General features: G+C 68.3%; 16 protein-coding genes. 7 read left to right on the forward strand and 9 right to left on the reverse strand.

Translation table 11 applies throughout. From position 1 onward, the window contains the following. Nucleotides 1–56: 56 nt before the first annotated feature. From C6N31_RS01100 to C6N31_RS01110, 3 genes are read right to left on the reverse strand one after another with little or no spacing between them, the layout of a single operon-like run. Nucleotides 57–491, reverse strand: coding sequence for a DUF6113 family protein (locus C6N31_RS01100; RefSeq protein ID WP_381586408.1), 435 nt, complete (start codon nt 489–491; stop codon nt 57–59). Further along, nucleotides 488–1348 (reverse strand): N-acetyl-1-D-myo-inositol-2-amino-2-deoxy-alpha-D-glucopyranoside deacetylase, encoded by an 861-nt coding sequence (gene mshB / locus C6N31_RS01105; protein WP_138351020.1) that lies wholly within the window; start codon nt 1346–1348, stop codon nt 488–490. Before mshB ends, C6N31_RS01100 begins: the two co-directional genes overlap by 4 nt. A 31-nt stretch (nt 1349–1379) precedes the next feature. After that, the gene (locus C6N31_RS01110) at nt 1380–1574 is read right to left on the reverse strand and encodes a hypothetical protein (protein WP_138351021.1); all 195 of its coding nucleotides are present in this window, start codon (nt 1572–1574) and stop codon (nt 1380–1382) included. Nucleotides 1575–1763: 189 nt separating this feature from the next. Between C6N31_RS01110 and C6N31_RS01115 the strand changes: the two genes are divergently transcribed. Beyond that, on the forward strand, nt 1764–3932 hold the full coding sequence (locus C6N31_RS01115; protein ID WP_198357016.1) for a S9 family peptidase: 2169 nt from the start codon (nt 1764–1766) through the stop codon (nt 3930–3932). 46 nt (nt 3933–3978) lie between these two features. Here C6N31_RS01115 and C6N31_RS01120 read toward each other — a convergent pair whose 3' ends face one another. Then, nucleotides 3979–4965: a hypothetical protein gene (locus C6N31_RS01120; RefSeq protein WP_138351023.1), complete on the reverse strand. Its 987-nt coding sequence runs from the start codon at nt 4963–4965 to the stop codon at nt 3979–3981. 531 nt (nt 4966–5496) lie between these two features. Here C6N31_RS01120 and C6N31_RS01125 point away from each other — a divergent pair. From C6N31_RS01125 to C6N31_RS01145, 5 genes are all read left to right on the forward strand, one after another. Then, nucleotides 5497–6531, forward strand: a complete 1035-nt coding sequence (locus C6N31_RS01125) for an ABC transporter permease (protein ID WP_232484655.1) — start codon at nt 5497–5499, stop codon at nt 6529–6531. Between the two features lie 103 nt (nt 6532–6634). Further along, entirely contained in the window at nt 6635–8425 is a 1791-nt protein-coding gene (locus C6N31_RS01130) for an ABC transporter substrate-binding protein (protein ID WP_138351024.1), read from the forward strand. 92 nt (nt 8426–8517) lie between these two features. Then, nucleotides 8518–9495, forward strand: coding sequence for an ABC transporter permease (locus C6N31_RS01135; protein WP_138351025.1), 978 nt, complete (start codon nt 8518–8520; stop codon nt 9493–9495). 11 nt (nt 9496–9506) lie between these two features. After that, nucleotides 9507–10568, forward strand: a complete 1062-nt coding sequence (locus C6N31_RS01140; RefSeq protein ID WP_138351026.1) for an ABC transporter ATP-binding protein — start codon at nt 9507–9509, stop codon at nt 10566–10568. A 22-nt stretch (nt 10569–10590) separates the two neighbouring features. Next, complete coding sequence (locus C6N31_RS01145; protein WP_138351027.1) at nt 10591–11718, forward strand: ABC transporter ATP-binding protein; 1128 nt, start codon at nt 10591–10593, stop codon at nt 11716–11718. Nucleotides 11719–11835: 117 nt separating this feature from the next. Here the strand turns inward: C6N31_RS01145 and C6N31_RS01150 are convergent, their stop codons facing one another. From C6N31_RS01150 to C6N31_RS01170, 5 genes are all read right to left on the reverse strand, one after another. Continuing rightward, entirely contained in the window at nt 11836–12945 is a 1110-nt protein-coding gene (locus C6N31_RS01150) for an ABC transporter ATP-binding protein (RefSeq protein ID WP_381586416.1), read from the reverse strand. Then, nucleotides 12908–13933, reverse strand: coding sequence for an ABC transporter ATP-binding protein (locus C6N31_RS01155; RefSeq protein ID WP_138351029.1), 1026 nt, complete (start codon nt 13931–13933; stop codon nt 12908–12910). Before C6N31_RS01155 ends, C6N31_RS01150 begins: the two co-directional genes overlap by 38 nt. A gap of 12 nt (nt 13934–13945) precedes the next feature. Continuing rightward, nucleotides 13946–14929, reverse strand: coding sequence for an ABC transporter permease (locus C6N31_RS01160; protein WP_138351030.1), 984 nt, complete (start codon nt 14927–14929; stop codon nt 13946–13948). Continuing rightward, nucleotides 14922–15845 (reverse strand): ABC transporter permease, encoded by a 924-nt coding sequence (locus tag C6N31_RS01165; protein WP_138351031.1) that lies wholly within the window; start codon nt 15843–15845, stop codon nt 14922–14924. The genes C6N31_RS01160 and C6N31_RS01165 overlap by 8 nt, the downstream gene beginning before the upstream one ends. Nucleotides 15846–15909: 64 nt before the next feature. Then, on the reverse strand, nt 15910–17550 hold the full coding sequence (locus C6N31_RS01170; protein WP_138351032.1) for a peptide ABC transporter substrate-binding protein: 1641 nt from the start codon (nt 17548–17550) through the stop codon (nt 15910–15912). 169 nt (nt 17551–17719) lie between these two features. Here C6N31_RS01170 and C6N31_RS01175 point away from each other — a divergent pair, with 169 nt between their 5' ends. Continuing rightward, on the forward strand, nt 17720–18604 hold the full coding sequence (locus C6N31_RS01175) for a class I SAM-dependent methyltransferase (RefSeq protein ID WP_138351033.1): 885 nt from the start codon (nt 17720–17722) through the stop codon (nt 18602–18604). The last annotated feature ends 27 nt before the right edge of the window (nt 18605–18631 follow it).

An 18631-nucleotide genomic window follows, 5' to 3' on the forward strand; every position in this document is an offset into this window, starting at 1 on the left:
GAGCGATCCCCGTGACCGGTGGAACGCTCGCTCCTCAGCACACCACGGACAGCGGGTCAGCCGCCAAGTCGGGAGTCATTAGCCCCGGATGAGGGCAATTGCGGCAAAGTGGCGCAGACCACTCCCGCGAGTGCTCCCCCCAACAGATAGATGTACGGGCCGATACCGGCCGCGAAGAGGAAGTCGCCCTCGGGTCGCGCGGAGCTCAGCAGCATCACGGTGATCAGCCACACGGCGCCCGGTACCGCCGCTCCCAACCGGGTGCCGGTGAGCTTCACCCCGCCGTAGAACAGCCCCGCGACGCCCGCCAGCGCGAGCAGCAGCCCGCCGGGGAACCAGCCGTCCTGGACCAGCGCGCCCGCCCCGCCGACCAGCGCGGCGAGCACCCCGAGCACGAGATACGACACGGTCCGGCCCGTGCCGCCCATCCCCGCGCGGCCCGCCGATCGCTGTGCTTCCTTGCCCGCACCCGCCGTCGTGGCCGGCCTCATACCCGCACCCCGACGAACAGGTCGTCCTCGCGCTCCGCGCCCGCGGTCCCCTGCACCAGCACGTAGTACTCGGAGGCGAACAGCGGCTGCCCGAGGTCGTTGGAGAGGGCGAAGAACGGGCCGTCCACCGCGATCTGGGTGAAGTGGGCGCGCATCGCCGCGGCCTTGCGCTCCCCGTACGCGGTCCCGTCGATCGCCGCCGTCACCTTCGCGTCGTCGACCACGCCCGGTACGTCGTCGGCCGAGGCGATCCCCTCGAAGGGGATCTCCTTGCCGGCCGCCTCGAGGGCCGCGAAGCCCTCCTCGATCACGGAGCGCGGTACGCAGTTCCAGTAGATCTTCTCGATGGCGTGGCCCTCGGCCGCGGCCAGCTCGGCCGCGCGCATCGCGACACGGTGCGCCTGGATATGGTCGGGGTGCCCGTAGCCGCCGTTCGGGTCGTAGGCGACCAGGACCTGCGGCCGGACCTCGCGGATGACTTCCACAAGATGGCCGGCGGCCTCGTCCACGTCGGCCTGCCAGAAGCAGTCCGGGTTCTCGTTCTGGACGACGCCCATCATCCCCGAATCGCGGTAGCGGCCGGGCCCGCCCAGGAAGCGGTGATCGGTGACCCCGAGCTCCTTCATGGCCGCTGCGAGCTCTCCGATGCGATGCCGGCCGAGGGTGTCGTCACGGTCCGCGGCCAGATGCGCGAGATCGGTCGGGATGACCTCGCCCTCTTCGCCGAGAGTGCAGGTCACGAGGGTGACATGGGCGCCTTCGGCCGCGTACTTGGCCATCGTCGCGCCATTGTTGATCGACTCGTCGTCCGGGTGCGCATGGACGAGCAGCAGCCGCCTGGGAGGGAGATCGCTCATGGGAAGAGCGTAACGACCCGGTGCGTGCCCCTCAGAACTTGAAGCCCCCGATCATGCCCGCGACGCTCGTCGTCAGCTGCTGGATCGTCGGGGCCACGGAGGAGCTCGCCAAGTAGAAGCCGAGCAGCGTGCAGACCACCGCGTGGCCGCCTTTGAGCCCAGACTTCTTGACCAGCAGGGCCACGACGATCAGCAGCAGCAGCACCGCCGAAATCGATAGCGCCACAACGGCTCACCTCCCAGGTACGCAGGGGCACGACACTTGCCAGTTGCTACTAACCCTTACCCACACACGGCAACTGATCATAACTTTCCGTGCCACCGCATATCTCGGTGCACGGAAGCACGCGGGGGCGCATAGCCGGTTTTCCGCCAGACCCGGTCGACGCCGGTACGGCCCTCTAGGGTCGGTGGCATGACTGAAGAGCTCTCGTTTCCACGTCAGCACGCCCGGACGCAGCGCTTCTCGCTGGGCTCACCCCGGGCGTTCACCGTCTCGCCGGACGGGGAGCGCGTGGCGTTCCTGCGGTCCCGGTCCGGGACCGACGCGTCGAATCTGCTGTGGATCCTCGATCCGGAATCCGGTCAGGAGCGCATCGCGGCGGATCCGGCGGCGCTGCTGGCGGGGGCCGGCGAGGAGCTCTCCGCGCAGGAGCGGGCGCGGCGGGAGCGCAGCCGTGAGGGGTCGTCCGGGGTGGTCGGCTATGCGGTGGACCAGGCCGTGGAGCTGGCGGCGTTCGCGCTCTCCGGGCGGCTGTTCGTGGCCGAGCTGCGGGCCGGGACGGCGCGCGAGCTGACCACCGCGGGCCCCGTCGTCGACCCCCGGCCGTCGCCCGACGGGCGCAGGGTGGCGTACGGCGCGGGCGGCGCGCTCCGGGTCGTCGACGCGGACGGCGGCAACGACCGGGCGCTCGCGGAGCCGGACGGCGACGAGGTGACGTGGGGGCTGGCGGAGTTCATCGCGCAGGAGGAGATGAGCCGCAGCCGCGGCTTCTGGTGGTCGCCGGACGGTGAGCGGCTGCTGGCCGCCCGGGTCGACGAGACCCCCGTACAGCGCTGGTGGATCGCCGACCCGGCCCATCCGGGCCGCCGCCCGGCCGAGATCGCCTACCCGGCGGCCGGTACGGCCAACGCGGTGGTGACGCTGGCGCTGGTCGGCCTCGACGGTTCCCGGGTGGACGTGGAGTGGGACCGGGAGCGCTACCCGTATCTCGCGCAGGTGCACTGGTCGGCGGCCGGCCCGCCCGTTCTGCTCGTCCAGGCGCGTGACCAGCGCAGTCAGCTCTTCCTCAGCGTCGACACCGACTCCGGCCGCACCCACCCGGTGCACGCCGAGGAAGATCAGGATTGGCTTGATCTTTTCCCCGGGGTGCCGGCCTGGACGCCGGACGGGAAGCTGGTCCGGATCGCCGACATCAAGGGGGGCGCGAAGCTCCCTGAAGGGGTGGTGGCGGGCGACGGGCGGGCCGGGGCGCGCGTCCTGGTCGTCGGCGACCGACCGCTGACCGGCGCGCAGCTGCACATCAGGGCCGTGCTCGACATCACCGCGGACGACGTCCTCGTCTCGGCGTCGGCCGGGGCCGCGGCGGACACCCCCGAGATCGGCGAGATCCACGTCTACCGGGTGGGCGAACACGGCGTCACCCGGGTCTCGGACGAGCCCGGCGTGCACTCCGCGGTCCGCTCCGGGCCTCTGACGGTGCTCACCTCCGCGACGCTGGAGACCGCCGGCGCCCGGGTGCGGGTCCTGCGGGACGACAAGCCGGCCGCCGTCATCACCTCGTACGCCCAGCAGCCGGCGCTGCGGGCGGTCGTCCGGCTGACCGAGGCGGGCGAACGCCGGATCCCGGCGGCGGTCCTGCTGCCGACCGGATACCGGGAGGGCGACGGGCCGCTGCCGGTCCTCATGGACCCGTACGGCGGGCCGCACGGCCAGCGCGTGGTGTCGGCGCACAACGCCCACCTGGTCTCGCAGTGGTTCGCCGACCAGGGCTTCGCGGTGATCGTCGCGGACGGTCGCGGCACCCCCGGCCGCTCCCCCGCCTGGGAGAAGTCCGTCGTCGGCAATCTCGCCGGGATCACGCTGGACGACCAGGTCGACGCGCTGCACGCGCTGGCCGGGTCGTACCCGCTGGACCTGGACCGGGTCGGCATCCGCGGCTGGTCGTACGGCGGCTATCTCTCCGCGCTCGCCGTGCTGCGCCGCCCCGACGTCTTCCACGCGGGCGTCGTCGGCGCGCCCGTCACCGATCTGCGGCTGTACGACACGCACTACCAGGAGCGCTACCTCGGCCACCCGGACGAGCACCCCGAGGTGTACGCCGCCAACTCCCTCGTCACCGACGAGGGGTTGTCGGGTGCGGCGGACCAGGTCCGGCCGATGATGATCATCCACGGTCTCGCGGACGACAACGTCCTGGTGGCGCACTCGCTGCGGCTGTCCTCCGCGCTGCTGGCGGCGGGCCGGCCGCACGAGGTGCTCCCGCTCTCCGGGGTCACGCACATGACCCCGCAGGAAGAGGTCGCGGAGAACCTGCTGCTGCTCCAGGTGGCGTTCCTCAAGCGGACGCTGGGCGTCGCGTAACCACCGGTGGCAGAAGCCGCGCGCTCCGCGCCCGCAGTCCCGCCCGCTACCAGCCGGGCGGTGTCTGGGGGCGCGGTGGCGTGTTCGGCGGGTACTCCGGCGGGAGGGGCGGCGGGCCGCCGAACGGCGACTGGCCGTACGGGGCGTCGTTGTACGGGGCTGGGGCGGGCGGTGCGCCCCACGCGCCGTACTGACCTCCTGGCGCCCCCCAGGCGGGCACTACCGGCGGACGGTGTGTGCCGCGCAGCGCGAGCAGCAGGATGATCAGGATTCCCACGACGACCTCCACGACGGAGGTGAGCTGCTGCAGGATGTCGGTGGTGTCCAGGTCGCCGAACTCGAAGAGCATCTTCTGCTTGGCGTAGATGTCCAGCGTGAACACCGCGTAGGCGGCCAGCAGCCACCCCAGTGCCATGCCCAGCGGGCGCGCGACCGGCTTCCTGGCAAACGCCTGCACCGCGGCGACCACGCACAGCACGATCACCACCCAGTCCACCCAGAAACCCGGCGGGGCGAGCAGGACGCCGGAGGGCTGCTTCCCGGTGAACTGGCGCCAGTACGAGAACGGTCCCATGCGGTCCGAGGTGAAGTGCTGGATGTAGTACGCCTCCCAGGCGACGGACGCCAGCGCGAGGAACATCAGCAGCAGCCCGCCGAAGATCGCGGGTCCGGTGCGCGGCGGAGCGGGCGGCTCACCGTCGGCCGGTGAGACCACCGGGCGCCGTCCGGCGGCCGCGACGACGATGAGCGCCACGGCGGCGAGGACCGCACCGATCGCGGTGTACAGCGCACGGTCCCGCAGGTGGAGGCCCCGGGTTTCGTCCTCGGTCAGGATCCACAGCAGTGGGAGCCGGTAGAGCAGCGTGAGCACTCCGGCCGTCACGAAGGCGCCGGAGGCGATCGGCTGCGCGGCCGCCAGCAGGGCGCCCAGATAGATCACCACCAGAATCACGTCCGTGATGGACGTGCCGAGCGGCGCATGCTGCTGACCAGAGAAAATACGTCCGATCCAGGTCAGAAATGTGTCTTTCACGCCCACATTGCCGATGTCCCGGCCGATCCAAATGATCTCTGCAGCAATGAGAACGACACAAATGATCCCGCCCGCGACCCGCGCTCCCCGCGCGAGCACATTGCCCTGATTCAAGGCCATCTCCCCCCAGGCACACCGTTCCCATAGATATACCCGTACATCAGGGAGGGGAACAGGCTTTCCCCGAACGGCAGTCGGCCGGGGCACCCTCAGGTGTCCCGGCCGGCTCACGGCACCCGCACGGCCGTACGCTGTTCAGAGTGCTACGTCCGTATATCGGTGTTGCGACAGTCAAGTTGCTTACGTGTAAACGCGTTTGATCCGCAAAGATCCTCAAATGCCGTCCGAAAAGGATCATTGTCAAGCACGCTGGCGCGGCAATCTGCACAATCTTCGCTCAAGAAGAGCCCATGCGCAGTTTCTTCCCCCGCCACCCCCTTGACTGGAGGATGAATCCATTGCCAAAGTCCGCTCAACCCGCGACGAAGTTTTCAGTCGCGACGACAGACTCCTGGTGTGGGGGCATTCGTTATGACGAGTCAAACCCAGGCCGTGGTCACGGACGCCGATGACGGCTCCATCGACCCGGCGGCTCAGACCCAGGGCCTGGGCAAACAGGCCGGCGACATCGTCGGCTTCTCCCCCGGCCAACTCATGTGGCGGCGCTTCAAACGCGACCGTACCGGAGTCCTCTCCGCGTTCGTAGTCATTTTCTTCTTCGCCATCGCGATCCTGGCGCCGGTGATCTCCAAGCTGTACGGCAAGGACCCCTACACCCTCTACGGGCAGAACAACTCCGACCTGCTCAACGAGTTCGGGTACCCGGTGGCGCCCAACGGCGGGGTGAGCAGCAGCTTCTGGTTCGGCATCGAGCCGGGGCTCGGCCGCGACGTCTTCACCCAGCTGCTGTACGGGATCCGCACCTCGCTGTTCATCAGCGTCGCGGTCACCCTGGCCACGGTGACGACCGCCATCCTGCTCGGCATCACCTCCGGCTACCTCGGCGGCCGGGCCGACTACTTCATCGGCCGCGTCTCCGACCTGCTGCTGGCGTTCCCTTCGCAGCTGTTCTTCGTGGCCTTCATGCCGATCGTGGTGGCGATCTTCGTCGATCCGCAGGACGAGACGCCCACCTACCTGCGCGTCACCGCGCTGATCGCCGTCCAGTGGTTCCTCGGCTGGATGGGCCTCTCCCGCATCCTGCGTGGCCAGGTACTCAGCCTGCGCGAACGGGAGTTCATCGAGGCGGCCAAGGTCACCGGTGCGTCGTCGTGGCGCATCGTCCGCCGCGAGCTGCTGCCGAACCTGGTCACTCCGATCCTGGTGCAGGCCACCTTCATGCTTCCCGGTTTCGTGACCGCGGAGGCCGGCCTCTCCTTCCTGGGCGTCGGCATCATCGAGCCCACGCCGGACTGGGGCCGGATGTTCGCCAAGGGTGGTGACATCGCCCAGAACGACATCACCTACATGTTCTTCCCCGGCATCGCCATGGTGATCTTCATCGTCGCGTTCAACCTGCTCGGGGACTCGGTCCGGGATGCGTTCGACCCGAAATCGGGACGCTGAAGCCGTACCGCGGGGGCGCACCGCCGCCCCAGCACCGGATGAGTCAGTCAGCACAACAGCCATCGACGAACAGGTAGGTGTAGAGACAGCTATGACGGTCTACATGCGTAGAACGAAGGCCACCCTGGTGGCCGTGGCGGCGGGCGCGCTGATGCTCACCGCGTGCAGCAGCGGCGGCGGCGGTACGAGCAAGAACGACACCAAGGACAAGCAGGACCAGAACGCGAAGCAGCAGCAGTCGCAGATCACCTTCGGTGACGCCGCCGCCTCCACGGGTCCCGCCGAAGAGGTACCGGGCGCCAAGCCCGGCGGCACGCTGCACGCCCTGGAGCGCGACAGCTACACCCACCTCGACCCGGGCCAGATCTACGTCAGCAACGAGGGCCAGCTCGCCACCCTCCTGCACCGCGGTCTGACGACGTACAAGCTCGACAGCAAGGGCAAGTACACCGTCGTCGGCGACCTCGCCACCGACAGCGGCAAGGAGACCGACGCCGGCAAGACCTGGACGTACACGCTCAAGGACGGCGTCAAGTTCGAGGACGGCACGCCGATCACCTCGAAGGACATCCGCTGGTCGGTGGAGCGGCTGTTCGCGCCGTTCATCACCAACGGCCCGGCCTACCTCCAGCAGTGGCTCGCCAACACCGCAGGCTCCGACTACCGCAAGCTGCTCCCGGACGGCCCGTACAAGGGCGCGCACCTGCCGGACTCGCTGCTGCAGACCCCGGACGCCAAGACCATCGTCTTCCACTTCCCGACGGCGCAGCCGGACACGCCGTACCTGATGGCCATGGCGGGCTACGCGGTGGTCGACTCCGCGAAGGACACCAAGGAGAAGTACGACAAGGCGCCGGTCGCGTCGGGTCCGTACAAGATCAAGTCCTTCGAGAGCGGCAAGTCCATGACGCTCGTGAAGAACACCAACTGGGACCCGAAGACCGACCCGGCGCGCCACCAGTACGTCGACACCTTCGACATCACGTTCAACCACCAGGCACCGGACTCCACCAAGCGCCTGATGTCGGACGCCGGTGAGAACCAGACGTCGCTGAGCTTCGCGAACGCCGTGGACACCAAGAGCACCCCGACCGTCGTCGGGACCGCCTCGATCTTCAAGCGCACGGTCTCCGGCTACCAGCCGTTCGTGGGCCAGATCAACTTCAACATGAAGAAGATCACCGACCTCCAGATCCGCAAGGCGCTGGCGCTGGCCATCCCGACCAAGCCGGTCTGGCAGGCCCTCGGTGCCTCGTACGGAGCCGAGTACGCGGGCGGCTACATCAGCCCGACCCTCGCCGGCTACCAGAAGAGCGACCCGCTGGGCAAGGTCGCCAAGCCCGACGGTGACCAGGTCGCCGCGAAGAAGATCCTCACGGACGCGGGCAAGCTCAACACCAAGATCACGTACGCGTACATCAACACCGCCGCGGGCCAGGAGTACTCGGTCGCCATCGCGGACGCGCTCAAGAAGGCCGGCTTCGACGTCCAGCGCAAGGACCTGCCGTCCGACACGTACTACGACCTGATCGGCAAGGTCGACAACCCCTACGACATCTACGCGAGCGCGTGGGGCGCGGACTGGCCGAGCACCCTGACCGTCATCCCGCCGGTCTTCGACGGCCGCACGATCGCCGACCAGGCGCCGAACTACTCGCACGTCAACGACCCGAAGATCAACTCGGAGATCGACCGCATCAAGGCGATCACCGACCCGGTCAAGGCCGCTGACGAGTGGTTCAAGCTCAACGCCTACATCACCACCGACGTGATCCCCGGTGTCCCGACGGTGTTCTACAAGCAGCTCCAGCTCTTCGGCTCCAAGGTCGGCGGCGTCGTCTACAACAACGTCACCTCCGGAATCGACCTGACGAAGCTCTTCGTCAACCAGTAAGCACCGCAGACGCCTTCCGGCGGGACCGGGTCCCGGTCCCGCCGGCGGGCGGCACAGCCCACCGCCGCCGTCCTCTGAGAGCTGCGACTGTCATGCTTCGATTCCTCGTACGCCGGACGCTCGGCGCGCTAGTCATCCTGCTCTTCATCAGCGCCTTCACCTACTTCCTGTTCTTCGCGATCCCGCACGACCCGGCACTGCTGTCCTGCGGCAAGAACTGCACCCCCGACAACATCGCGCTGATCCACCGGAACCTCGGTCTCGACGAGCCGATCCCGGTCCAGTACTTCCACTACATGGTCGGCATCTTCGCGGGCCGCCACTTCAGCGTCGGCGACTGCAGCGCCCCCTGCTTCGGCTACTCGTTCGCCAACTCGGACCCGGTCTGGCCGACCATCCTCAACCGCTTCCCGCTCACGCTCTCGCTCGCGGCCGGCGGCATCGTGGTCTTCCTGCTCGTCGGTCTCGGCGCCGGCATGCTGGCCGCCTGGCGGCGCGGCACCTTCATCGACAAGTTCTTCAGCTCGGTGTCGCTGGTGCTCAGCTCGATGCAGATCTACTTCGTCGGCCCGATCGTGCTGGCCCTGCTGGTCTACAACAACCAGATCATGGACCAGCCCAAGTACGTCCCGATCAGTGAGGATCCCGTCGGCTGGTTCAGCGGACTGCTCATCCCCTGGTGTGTCCTGTCGATCATCTTCACCGCGGGCTACACGCGTATGTCCCGGTCCACGATGATCGACCAGCTGCAGGAGGAACACGTCCGCACCGCCCGCGCCAAGGGCATGTCGAGCCGTTATGTGTTCTTCCGGTACGCGTGGCGCGGCTCGCTGATCCCGATCGTCACCATGCTGGGCCTGGACATCGGCACCCTGCTGGGCGGCGCCATGATCACCGAGTTCACCTTCTCGCTGGCGGGCATCGGACGACTGGCCGTGGACTCGGTGCTCAGGACGGACCTGCCGATGCTCATGGGCGTGATGCTGTTCAGCGCCGCCCTGATCGTCCTGTTCAACATCATCGTGGACGCCGCCTACGCGTTCATCGACCCGCGCGTGCGCCTCTCCTAGGAGCCCCGTCAGTGACCACCATGACCAAGACCGAGGGAGAACCGGCCCTGCCCGGGTCCGATCCGTTCCTCTCCGTGCGTGATCTGCATGTGCGGTTCTCCACCGAGGACGGCATCGTGAAGGCCGTCGACGGGCTCTCCTTCGACCTCGAACGCGGCAAGACGCTGGGCATCGTCGGGGAGTCGGGCTCCGGGAAGTCCGTGACGAACCTGACGGTGCTCGGGCTGCACAACCCGATGAGCACCACCGTCACCGGCGAGATCCTGCTGGACGGACAGGAGCTGACCGGGGCGAGCAACCGCACCCTGGAGAAGCTGCGCGGCAACAAGATGGCGATGATCTTCCAGGACCCGCTGACGGCGCTCTCGCCGTACTACACGGTGGGCCGGCAGATCGCCGAGCCGTTCATGAAGCACACCGGCGCGAGCAAGCGCGAGGGCCGGGCGAAGGCCATCGAGATGCTGGAGAAGGTCGGCATCCCGCAGCCCAAGACCCGGGTGGACGACTATCCGCACCAGTTCTCCGGCGGTATGCGGCAGCGCGCGATGATCGCGATGTCGCTGATCTGCAACCCGGACCTGCTCATCGCGGACGAGCCGACCACCGCACTCGACGTCACCGTCCAGGCGCAGATCCTGGACCTGCTCAAGGACCTCCAGCAGGAGTTCGGCTCGGCGATCATCCTGATCACCCACGACCTGGGCGTCGTCTCCAAGATCGCGGACGATCTGCTGGTGATGTACGCGGGCCGGGCCGTGGAGCGCGGCTCGGTGCGGGAGGTCATCAAGTCCCCCCAGCACCCGTACACCTGGGGTCTGCTCAGCTCGATGCCGCGGCTGTCCTCGGACGTCAACGAACCGCTGAGCCCGATCCCCGGCACTCCGCCGAGCCTGCTCAATCCGCCGACCGGCTGCGCGTTCCACCCCCGGTGCGAGTTCCTCGACCTGGTCGGCGGTACGCGCTGCGCGACCGACCGGCCGGACCTGCCGGCGGGCCGGGGGTCCGCCTGTCATCTGACCGCAGAGCAGAAGCAGTCCGTATTCATCGAGAAGATTCAGCCCCGGCTGGGCTGACCGGTCATCTGGGGCGAGCATCATGAGCAAGGACACCACCATCACCAAGGCCGACGCGGTCCCTTCACCGCGCGACGGCGCCTCGGGAGAGACGCTGCTCGAAGTCACCGGCCTCACCAAGCATTTCCCTATCCACGCCGGATTTCCGATCAAGCACAAGGTCGGTGCGGTCCAGGCGGTCGACGGTATCGATCTGACCATCCACACCGGTGAGAGTTTCGGTCTGGTCGGTGAGTCCGGCTGCGGCAAATCCACCACCGGCCGGCTGATCACCCGGCTGCTGGAACCGACCGGCGGAAAGATCTCCTATCGGGGCCGGGACATCACCCGTGCCACCCGCAAGGAGATGATGCCGGTCCGCTCGGAAATTCAGATGATCTTCCAGGACCCGTACTCGTCGCTCAATCCGCGGCAGACGGTGGGAACGATCATCGGCGGGCCGATGGAGATCAACAACATCAATCCGCCCGGTGGCCGCGAACAACGGGTCCGGGAACTGCTGGAGACCGTCGGACTCAACCCCGAGCACTACAACCGCTTTCCGCATGAATTCTCCGGCGGCCAGCGGCAGCGCATCGGCGTCGCCCGGGCCCTCGCCCTGGAACCGAAACTCATCGTGGCCGACGAACCCGTCTCGGCCCTCGATGTCTCGATCCAGGCGCAGGTCGTCAATCTGCTGCAGAAGGTCCAGGCGGAAATGGGGATCGCCTTCCTCTTCATCGCCCATGACCTGGCCATCGTGCGGCACTTCACCCAGCGGGTCGCGGTGATGTACCTCGGCAAGATCGTCGAGGTCGGCGACCGGGACTCGATCTACAACCGGCCGCGCCACCCGTACACCCACGCGCTGCTCTCGGCGGTCCCCGAGGTCGACATCGACGGGGAGGACCGGGAGCGCATCCGGCTGGCCGGCGACGTCCCGTCCCCGATCAACCCGCCGTCGGGCTGCCGGTTCCGTACGCGCTGCTGGAAGGCGCGCGATGTGTGCGCGTCGGAGGAACCACCGCTGATCCAGCTCGGCGGCAACCGGGACGGCCACCTCACGGCGTGCCACTTCCCCGAAGAACCGACGATCGCGGCAAGGGAAGAGGACATCATCCTCGACCCGGCGCTGGCCGCGATCGAGGGGGCGGCCGAAAAGACCCTTTGACCCGGGCTTCCGTCCTCCGTTCGGCCCGCGGCCCGTACCCGGACACCCCAGCAGCACCCGGGTACGGGCCGTGGCGTGCGCGCGTCCTGACGGCCGCGGGGGGCCGCGCCCGCCCGGTCACTCCTCCGTCGGGACCACCTGCTTCTCCTCCGCGAAGTGGCAGGCGCTGTCGTGCGCGGCGGGTGAGTCGAGCCCGCGGAAGACCGCCGGGACGGCCAGCAGCGGCTCCTCCAGCGTGCAGCGCTCCTGCGCCTTCCAGCAGCGGGTGCGGAACCGGCAGCCGGACGGCGGGTTGGCCGGGGACGGTACGTCGCCGACGAGGATGATCCGCTCGCGCCGGTCGCGGGCGTCCGGGTCGGGAACGGGGACGGCCGACAGCAGCGCCTGGGTGTACGGGTGGGTCGGGTGCTCGTAGATCTCGTCGTCGTTGCCGATCTCGACGATCTTGCCGAGGTACATCACGCCGACCCGGTCCGAGATGTGCCGGACGATCGACAGGTCGTGGGCGATGAACATGTACGAGAGGTTGAACTCGTCCTGCAGCCGCCCCATCAGGTTCACCACCTGCGCCTGCACCGACACGTCCAGCGCGGAGACCGGCTCGTCCGCGACGATGATCTCGGGGCGCAGCGCCAGGCCGCGGGCGATGCCGATGCGCTGCCGCTGGCCGCCGGAGAACTGGTGCGGATAGCGGTTGATGTACTCGGGGTTGAGGCCGACCACGTCCAGCAGGTCCTCGACCGCCTTGCGGCGGTCGCCCTTCGGGGCGACCTCCGGGTGGATCTCGTACGGCTCGCCGATGATGTCGCCGACCGTCATACGCGGGTTCAGCGACGTGTACGGGTCCTGGAACACCATCTGGATGTTGCGGCGGACGACCTTGAGGGCCTTCCCCGACAGCTTGGTGATGTCCTCGCCCTTGTAGAGCACCTGACCGGCCGTCACCGTCTCCAGGTTCATCAGGAGCCGGGCCACGGTGGACTTGCCGCAGCCGGACTCCCCGACGATGCCGAGCGTCTCGCCCCGGTAGAGGTCGAAGTTGACCCCGTCGACCGCCTTCACCGCGCCGATCTGCTTGCGGAAGAGGATGCCCTGGGTCAACGGGAAGTGCTTGACCAGACCGCGGACACTCAGGATCGGCTCCCTGTCCGGCGCGACGGCGGGCTCCTTCGTCAAGTGGGTCGTGGTCTCACTCACCGATGGTCTCCGTCCAGAAGTGACAGGCACTGGCCCGTGTCTCGCTGACCTCGTACAGCGGCGGCACATCGGTGCGGCAGATGTCCTGGGCCATCGGGCAGCGCGGGTTGAACGCGCAGCCGGCCGGGATGTGCAGCAGGTTCGGTGGCAGGCCCTTGATCGCGTAGAGCTCCTGGCCCTTCTGGTCCAGGCGCGGGATCGACCGGAGCAGGCCCTTGGTGTACGGGTGGGCCGGCTTGCGGTAGATCTCGTGCACGGGCGAGGTCTCAACGATCCGGCCCGCGTACATCACCGCGATCTTGTCGGCGACGTCCGCGACCACGCCGAGGTCGTGGGTGATCAGGATGAGACCCATGTGCAGCTCGCGCTGGAGCTCCGCGAGGAGCTCCATCACCTGCGCCTGGACCGTCACGTCCAGCGCCGTCGTCGGCTCGTCGGCGATGATCAGGTCGGGCTCCAGGGCCATCGCCATCGCGATCATGATGCGCTGGCGCATACCGCCGGAGAACTGGTGCGGGAAGTCGCCCACCCGCTGCTTGGCCGCGGGGATGCGCACCCGCTCCATCAGCTCGATCGCCTTGACCTTGGCGTCCTTGCGCGACATCCCTCGGTGGACGGTGAACATCTCGCCGAGCTGCTCGCCGACGCTCAGGACCGGGTTCAGCGAGGACAGCGCGTCCTGGAAGATCATCGCCATCCGCTCGCCGCGCACCCTGCGGCGGTCCTCCTTGCCCATCGTCAGCAGGTCCTGGCCCTGGAAGACGATCTCGCCCTGGGTGACGAAGCCGGGCGGCGAGTCCAGGATGCCCATGATCGCCTGCGCGGTCACCGACTTCCCCGAGCCCGACTCGCCGAGCACCGCGAGCGTCTCGCCCGCGCTCACCGTGTAGTCGACGCCGTTGACGGCCTTGGCGACCCCGTCGCGGGTGCGGAATTCGACGTGCAGGTTCCGCACGTCCAGCAGGACCCCCTGCGGGTCCGGCGGATCCTGCTCGACCTGCGTGATCAGGCTGGTCATGGAACGCCTCCGTCAGCGCAGCTTGGGATCGAGGGCGTCGCGCACCGCGTCGCCGAGCATGATGAACGCGAGCACGGTGATGCTCAGCGCGCCCGCGGGCCACAGCAGCATGTGCGGTGCGTTGCGGATCTGGGTGGACGCCGCCGAGATGTCGATGCCCCAGGAGACGGTCGGCGGCTTGAGGCCCACCCCGAGCCAGGACAGCGTCGCCTCCAGCGCGATGTACGTGCCGAGCGCGATGGTCGCGACCACGATCACCGGGGCGACCGCGTTCGGGGCGATGTGCCGCAGCAGGATGCGGGTGTGGTTGGCCCCCAGCGCCTTGGCCGCCTGGACGTAGTCGTTCTGTTTGGCGGTGATCACCGAGCCGCGCGCGATACGGGCGATCTGCGGCCAGCCGAGCAGCACCATGAAGCCGATGACCGGCCACACCGTGGAGTTGGTGACGACCGACAGGAAGACCAGGCCGCCGAGGATGATCGGGATGGCGAAGAAGATGTCACTGATCCGGGAGAGCACCGCGTCCCAGGCGCCGCCGAAGTAGCCGGCCAGCCCGCCCAGGATGCCGCCCAGCAGCGCGACGCCCGCCGTGGCGCAGACGCCGACGGTGACCGACGCGCGGGCTCCGTAGACCGTGCGGGTGTAGACGTCGCACCCCTGGTTGTCGTAGCCGAAGGGATGGCCGGGCTGGGAGCCCTGCTGGGACTTGGACAGATCGCACTGGAGGGGGTTGCCGCTGGCGATCAGCGAGGGCCACAGCGAGATGACGATCAGGAAGAGGATCAGCAGCGCGGAGATGATGAAGATCGGGTTGCGCCGCAGGTCGTGCCAGGCGTCGGACCACAGACTGCGGGGCTTGCCCGTCGGGCCGCCCGGTTGCGGTCCGTGGCCCGGCCCGTGATCGAGCGTCTGGGCCTCGGAGGCGGCCAGGTCCATCCCTCCGCCCATGCCGGTGGGGGCGACGGACTCGTTCGATCGGTCGTACTCCTCAGGCATACCGAATCCTCGGGTCCAGGACCGCGTAGAGCAGGTCGACGAGCAGGTTCGCCAGCAGGAAGACGATCACCAGGATGGTGACGAAGCCGACCACTGTCGCTGAGTTGTGCCGGAGGATGCCCTGGTAGAGCTGGTATCCGACACCCTGGATGTTGAAGATCCGCTCGGTGACGATCGCGCCGCCCATGAGGCCGCCGATGTCCGTCCCGATGAAGGTGATGACCGGGATGAGCGAGTTGCGCAGCAGGTGCCGCAGGATGACGCGGCGCCGGGGCAGCCCCTTGGCAACGGCGGTGCGGACGTAGTCGGCGCGGGTGTTCTCGGCGATGGACGTCCGGGTCAGCCGGGTGACGTACGCCAGGGAGACCAGCGCCAGCACGATGCCGGGCAGGATCAGTTCGTTGAGCGGTGCTTCCGGCGATACCGATGGCTCGCCGATGCCCCATTGCACCGCGATCACGTACTGCAGCACATAGCCGAGCACGAAGACCGGGATGGAGATCACGACCAGCGTCATCAGCAGCACCGAGGTGTCGATGGGGCGGCCGCGGCGCATACCGGTGATCACACCGAAGGTGATGCCGATGACGATCTCGAAGAAGATCGCGACCAGCGTCAGGCGCAGCGTCACCGGGAAGGCGCTCTTCATCAGTTCGGTGACGGGCTGCCCGTTGAACGCGGTCCCGAAGTCACCGGTGAAGATGTTCCCCATGTAGTCGAGGTACTGATGCCACAACGGCTTGTCGAGGCCGTACTGGTGCCGGATCTGCGCGGCCGTGGCGGGGTCGGGGGCGCGGTCGCCGAAGAACGCGGCCACCGGGTCGCCGAGCGCGTACACCATCACGAAGATCAGGAACGTGGCGCCGATGAACACCGGGATCATCTGCAGCAGGCGCCGGATCACATAGCGTCCCATGGGGCCTTCCCCAAAGTCGGGCGGTGGCCCGACGCGGTGTCACCGCGCCGGGCCACCGCGCGGGTCAGCTGACCTTGATCTCGTTGTAGACCGGGACGCTGAACTGGTTCAGCGTCACGTTGGAGATCTTGGTGGAGTAGCCCCCGGTGCCGTTCTGGTACCAGAGCGGGATGGCCGGCATGTCGATGGCGAGCTGCTTCTCCGAGTCCTGGAACAGCGCGACGGCCTTCGCGGTGTCCGGCTCGGCGTTCGCCTCGTTGATGAGCTTGTCGAAGTTCGCGTTCGTGTAGTGCGAGTCGTTCGACGACGCGTTGGTGTAGTAGATCGGCTGCAGGAAGTTCTGGATCAGCGGGTAGTCCATCTGCCAGCCGGTCCTGAACATGCCGGTCATCTGCTTGCTCGTCACCTTCGAGCGGAAGTCCGCGAAGGTGCCGATCGGGTTGAAGACGCAGGCCTTGTCGTTGCCGAGCGCGTTGTTGATGCTGTTGCAGACCGCGTCGGACCAGTCCTTGTGCGAACCGGTGTCCACGTTGGACGTCAGGGTGACCTGCCCGCCGGGCAGGCCGCCGGCCTCCGTGATGAGCTTCTTGGCCTCGGTCGGGTTGAACGTGCAGGCGTCACCGCACAGCCCGGCCTTGAAGCCGCCCGCCTCGCCGAGCACCGGCGAGGTCCAGTCGCTGGCGGGCTCACGGGTCTTCTGGAAGATCTGCTCGGTGATCTGCGCGCGGTTGATCGCCATCGACAGACCCTGGCGGATCTTCGCCGCGTTCGGCCCCGACCACTTCGCGTCGTACAGCGGGAACGAGACGGTCTGGATGATGCCGGCCGGCTGGTTGATGAACCGGTCGCCCAGGTCCGACTTGGCGTTCTTGAGCTGCGACGCGGGGATGTCGTCGACCAGGTCGATGTTGCCGGCCTGCAGGTCGGTGTACGCGGTGTTGTTGTCGGTGTAGACCCGCAGGTCGATGCCGCCGTTCTGGGCCGCGTCAGGACCCTTGTACCCGGCCCACTTGCGCATCTTCATGGTCTGGCCCTTGGTGTACGAGTCCACCGTGTAGGGGCCGTTGCCGATCGGCTTGCTCAGCCAGGCGGCGTGGTCGGAGAAGAACGACTTCGGCAGCGGGTCGTACGCCGAGTAGCCCAGCGTGTCGGGCCAGGTGGAGAACTTGGCGCCGAGCTTGACGGTGAAGTTCAGGTCGTCGACCTTCTTCAGCCCGCCGAGCGTCTGGGCGGTGGACGCGGCGCCCTCCTTCTCCGGGTGCACCGCGTCGTAGCCGTCGATGAAGCGGAAGAAGCTCGCGTTCTTCTGGGCGTTCTTCAGCAGCGCGCCGTAGTTCCAGGCGTTGATGAAGGAGTCGGACGTGACCGGGTCGCCGTCGCTGAAGGTCCAGCCGGGGTTCAGCTTGATCGCGAAGTTCTGCGAGTCGGTGGTGGTGATCGACGCCGCGACCATGTTCTCGGCCTTGCCGGTCTTCGGGTTGTACTTCTTGAGACCGCGGAAGAGCATGTCCAGCACCTTGCCGCCCTGCACCTCATTGGTGTTGGCCGGCTCCAGCGGGCTCTGCGGGTCTCCCCACGAGGCACTGACGATTCCCGATGCGCCGCCTCCACCACCGCTGTCGCTGCCCCCTCCGCCACAGGCGGTGGCCGCCAGGGCGACGGCCGTCGCACAGACGGCCCACTTCAAGCGCGTGGATCCGCGCATCGCGTGCCTCCTCATGGGTCACAAATGACACTTAGTTCCTCATGACACCCCAAACCCGTCACCGACGCACCTCTAGCGCACCCGTGTCGCCCCACGAACTCCCGGCCGACACCCCGTGTGGGCCAACGCCTCACTCAGCGACGTTGTCCGACATAGGGTCAGAAGGGTGATGCCACCAGCCGAAGAATCGTTCCTGCGCGCCTTTCACGCCGAGCACCCGGCCGTGACATCGCGCTCCCTGGCCCGCGGCCGGGACGCAGCCGGCCGCTCCAGCTACCGGATCCTGAGCGACCTGGTGGGCGGACACCGGCGGGTGCTGGACCTCGGCTGCGGTGACGGGTTCCTGCTGGAGCAGGTGGCGGAAACGGCCGGCGCGCAGTCCGGTGACGAGGGGGCAGCTGAGGCGCCGGCCGGTGGCCGGGAGCTCGCGGGCGTCGACCTCTCCCCCGACGACCTGGCCCTCGCGCGCCGGCGGCCGGCGCTGGCCGGTGCGACGCTCCTGGAGGCACGGGCCCAGGACCTGCCCTTCCCCGGCGACCACTTCGACGCCTGTGTCTCCCACATGGCGCTGATGCTCATGAACGACGTCGACCGGGTCGCCGCCGAGCTCGCCCGGGTCCTCGCCCCCGGCGGTCTGCTGGCGCTCGCCCTGGGCGGCGGAGCCGCGGGCGGCGAGGCGTACGAGCTCTTCATCGCCCTGACCGGACCCGTCGTCGAGGCGGTGCCCGACACCCACCGGATCCCCCGCCTGGGCGACCGGCGGACCCGCGACCGCGCGGGGCTCGACGCGATCCTCACCCCGGCCGGATTCGCGCCGGTCGGCTGGGACACCGTACGGATCGACCTGAGCGGCTCCCTCGAGGACGTATGGGTCACCCTCTCCGCCCTCTACGACCTCGGCCCCCTCTCCCGGGAGGCCACGAACGCGCTGCGCGAGACCTTCACCGCGGGCGCGGCCTCCCTCGCCCTCCCGGACGGCACGATCCCCTGCGCCATGAACATGCGCATCGCCACCACGCACCTGGTGGCGGACCGAGCGAGCGGGAACGCGTGAGGGCCCCTGCTGATCCAGGACGGATCA

This window comes from Streptomyces fildesensis, from assembly GCF_016107395.1.
In the GTDB taxonomy this organism is placed as follows: Bacteria; Actinomycetota; Actinomycetes; order Streptomycetales; family Streptomycetaceae; genus Actinacidiphila; species Actinacidiphila fildesensis.

What these genes read in the sequence shown, in the direction of transcription:
- C6N31_RS01125 (WP_232484655.1), top strand. Translation starts at nt 5,497, where the DNA reads ATGACGAGTCAAACCCAGGCCGTGGTCACGGACGCCGATGACGGCTCC.
- C6N31_RS01160 (WP_138351030.1), bottom strand. Translation starts at nt 14,929, where the DNA reads ATGCCTGAGGAGTACGACCGATCGAACGAGTCCGTCGCCCCCACCGGC.
- mshB (WP_138351020.1), bottom strand. Translation starts at nt 1,348, where the DNA reads ATGAGCGATCTCCCTCCCAGGCGGCTGCTGCTCGTCCATGCGCACCCG.
- C6N31_RS01135 (WP_138351025.1), top strand. Translation starts at nt 8,518, where the DNA reads ATGCTTCGATTCCTCGTACGCCGGACGCTCGGCGCGCTAGTCATCCTG.
- C6N31_RS01115 (WP_198357016.1), top strand. Translation starts at nt 1,764, where the DNA reads ATGACTGAAGAGCTCTCGTTTCCACGTCAGCACGCCCGGACGCAGCGC.
- C6N31_RS01165 (WP_138351031.1), bottom strand. Translation starts at nt 15,845, where the DNA reads ATGGGACGCTATGTGATCCGGCGCCTGCTGCAGATGATCCCGGTGTTC.
- C6N31_RS01170 (WP_138351032.1), bottom strand. Translation starts at nt 17,550, where the DNA reads ATGCGCGGATCCACGCGCTTGAAGTGGGCCGTCTGTGCGACGGCCGTC.
- C6N31_RS01100 (WP_381586408.1), bottom strand. Translation starts at nt 491, where the DNA reads ATGAGGCCGGCCACGACGGCGGGTGCGGGCAAGGAAGCACAGCGATCG.
- C6N31_RS01175 (WP_138351033.1), top strand. Translation starts at nt 17,720, where the DNA reads ATGCCACCAGCCGAAGAATCGTTCCTGCGCGCCTTTCACGCCGAGCAC.
- C6N31_RS01130 (WP_138351024.1), top strand. Translation starts at nt 6,635, where the DNA reads ATGCGTAGAACGAAGGCCACCCTGGTGGCCGTGGCGGCGGGCGCGCTG.
- C6N31_RS01155 (WP_138351029.1), bottom strand. Translation starts at nt 13,933, where the DNA reads ATGACCAGCCTGATCACGCAGGTCGAGCAGGATCCGCCGGACCCGCAG.
- C6N31_RS01145 (WP_138351027.1), top strand. Translation starts at nt 10,591, where the DNA reads ATGAGCAAGGACACCACCATCACCAAGGCCGACGCGGTCCCTTCACCG.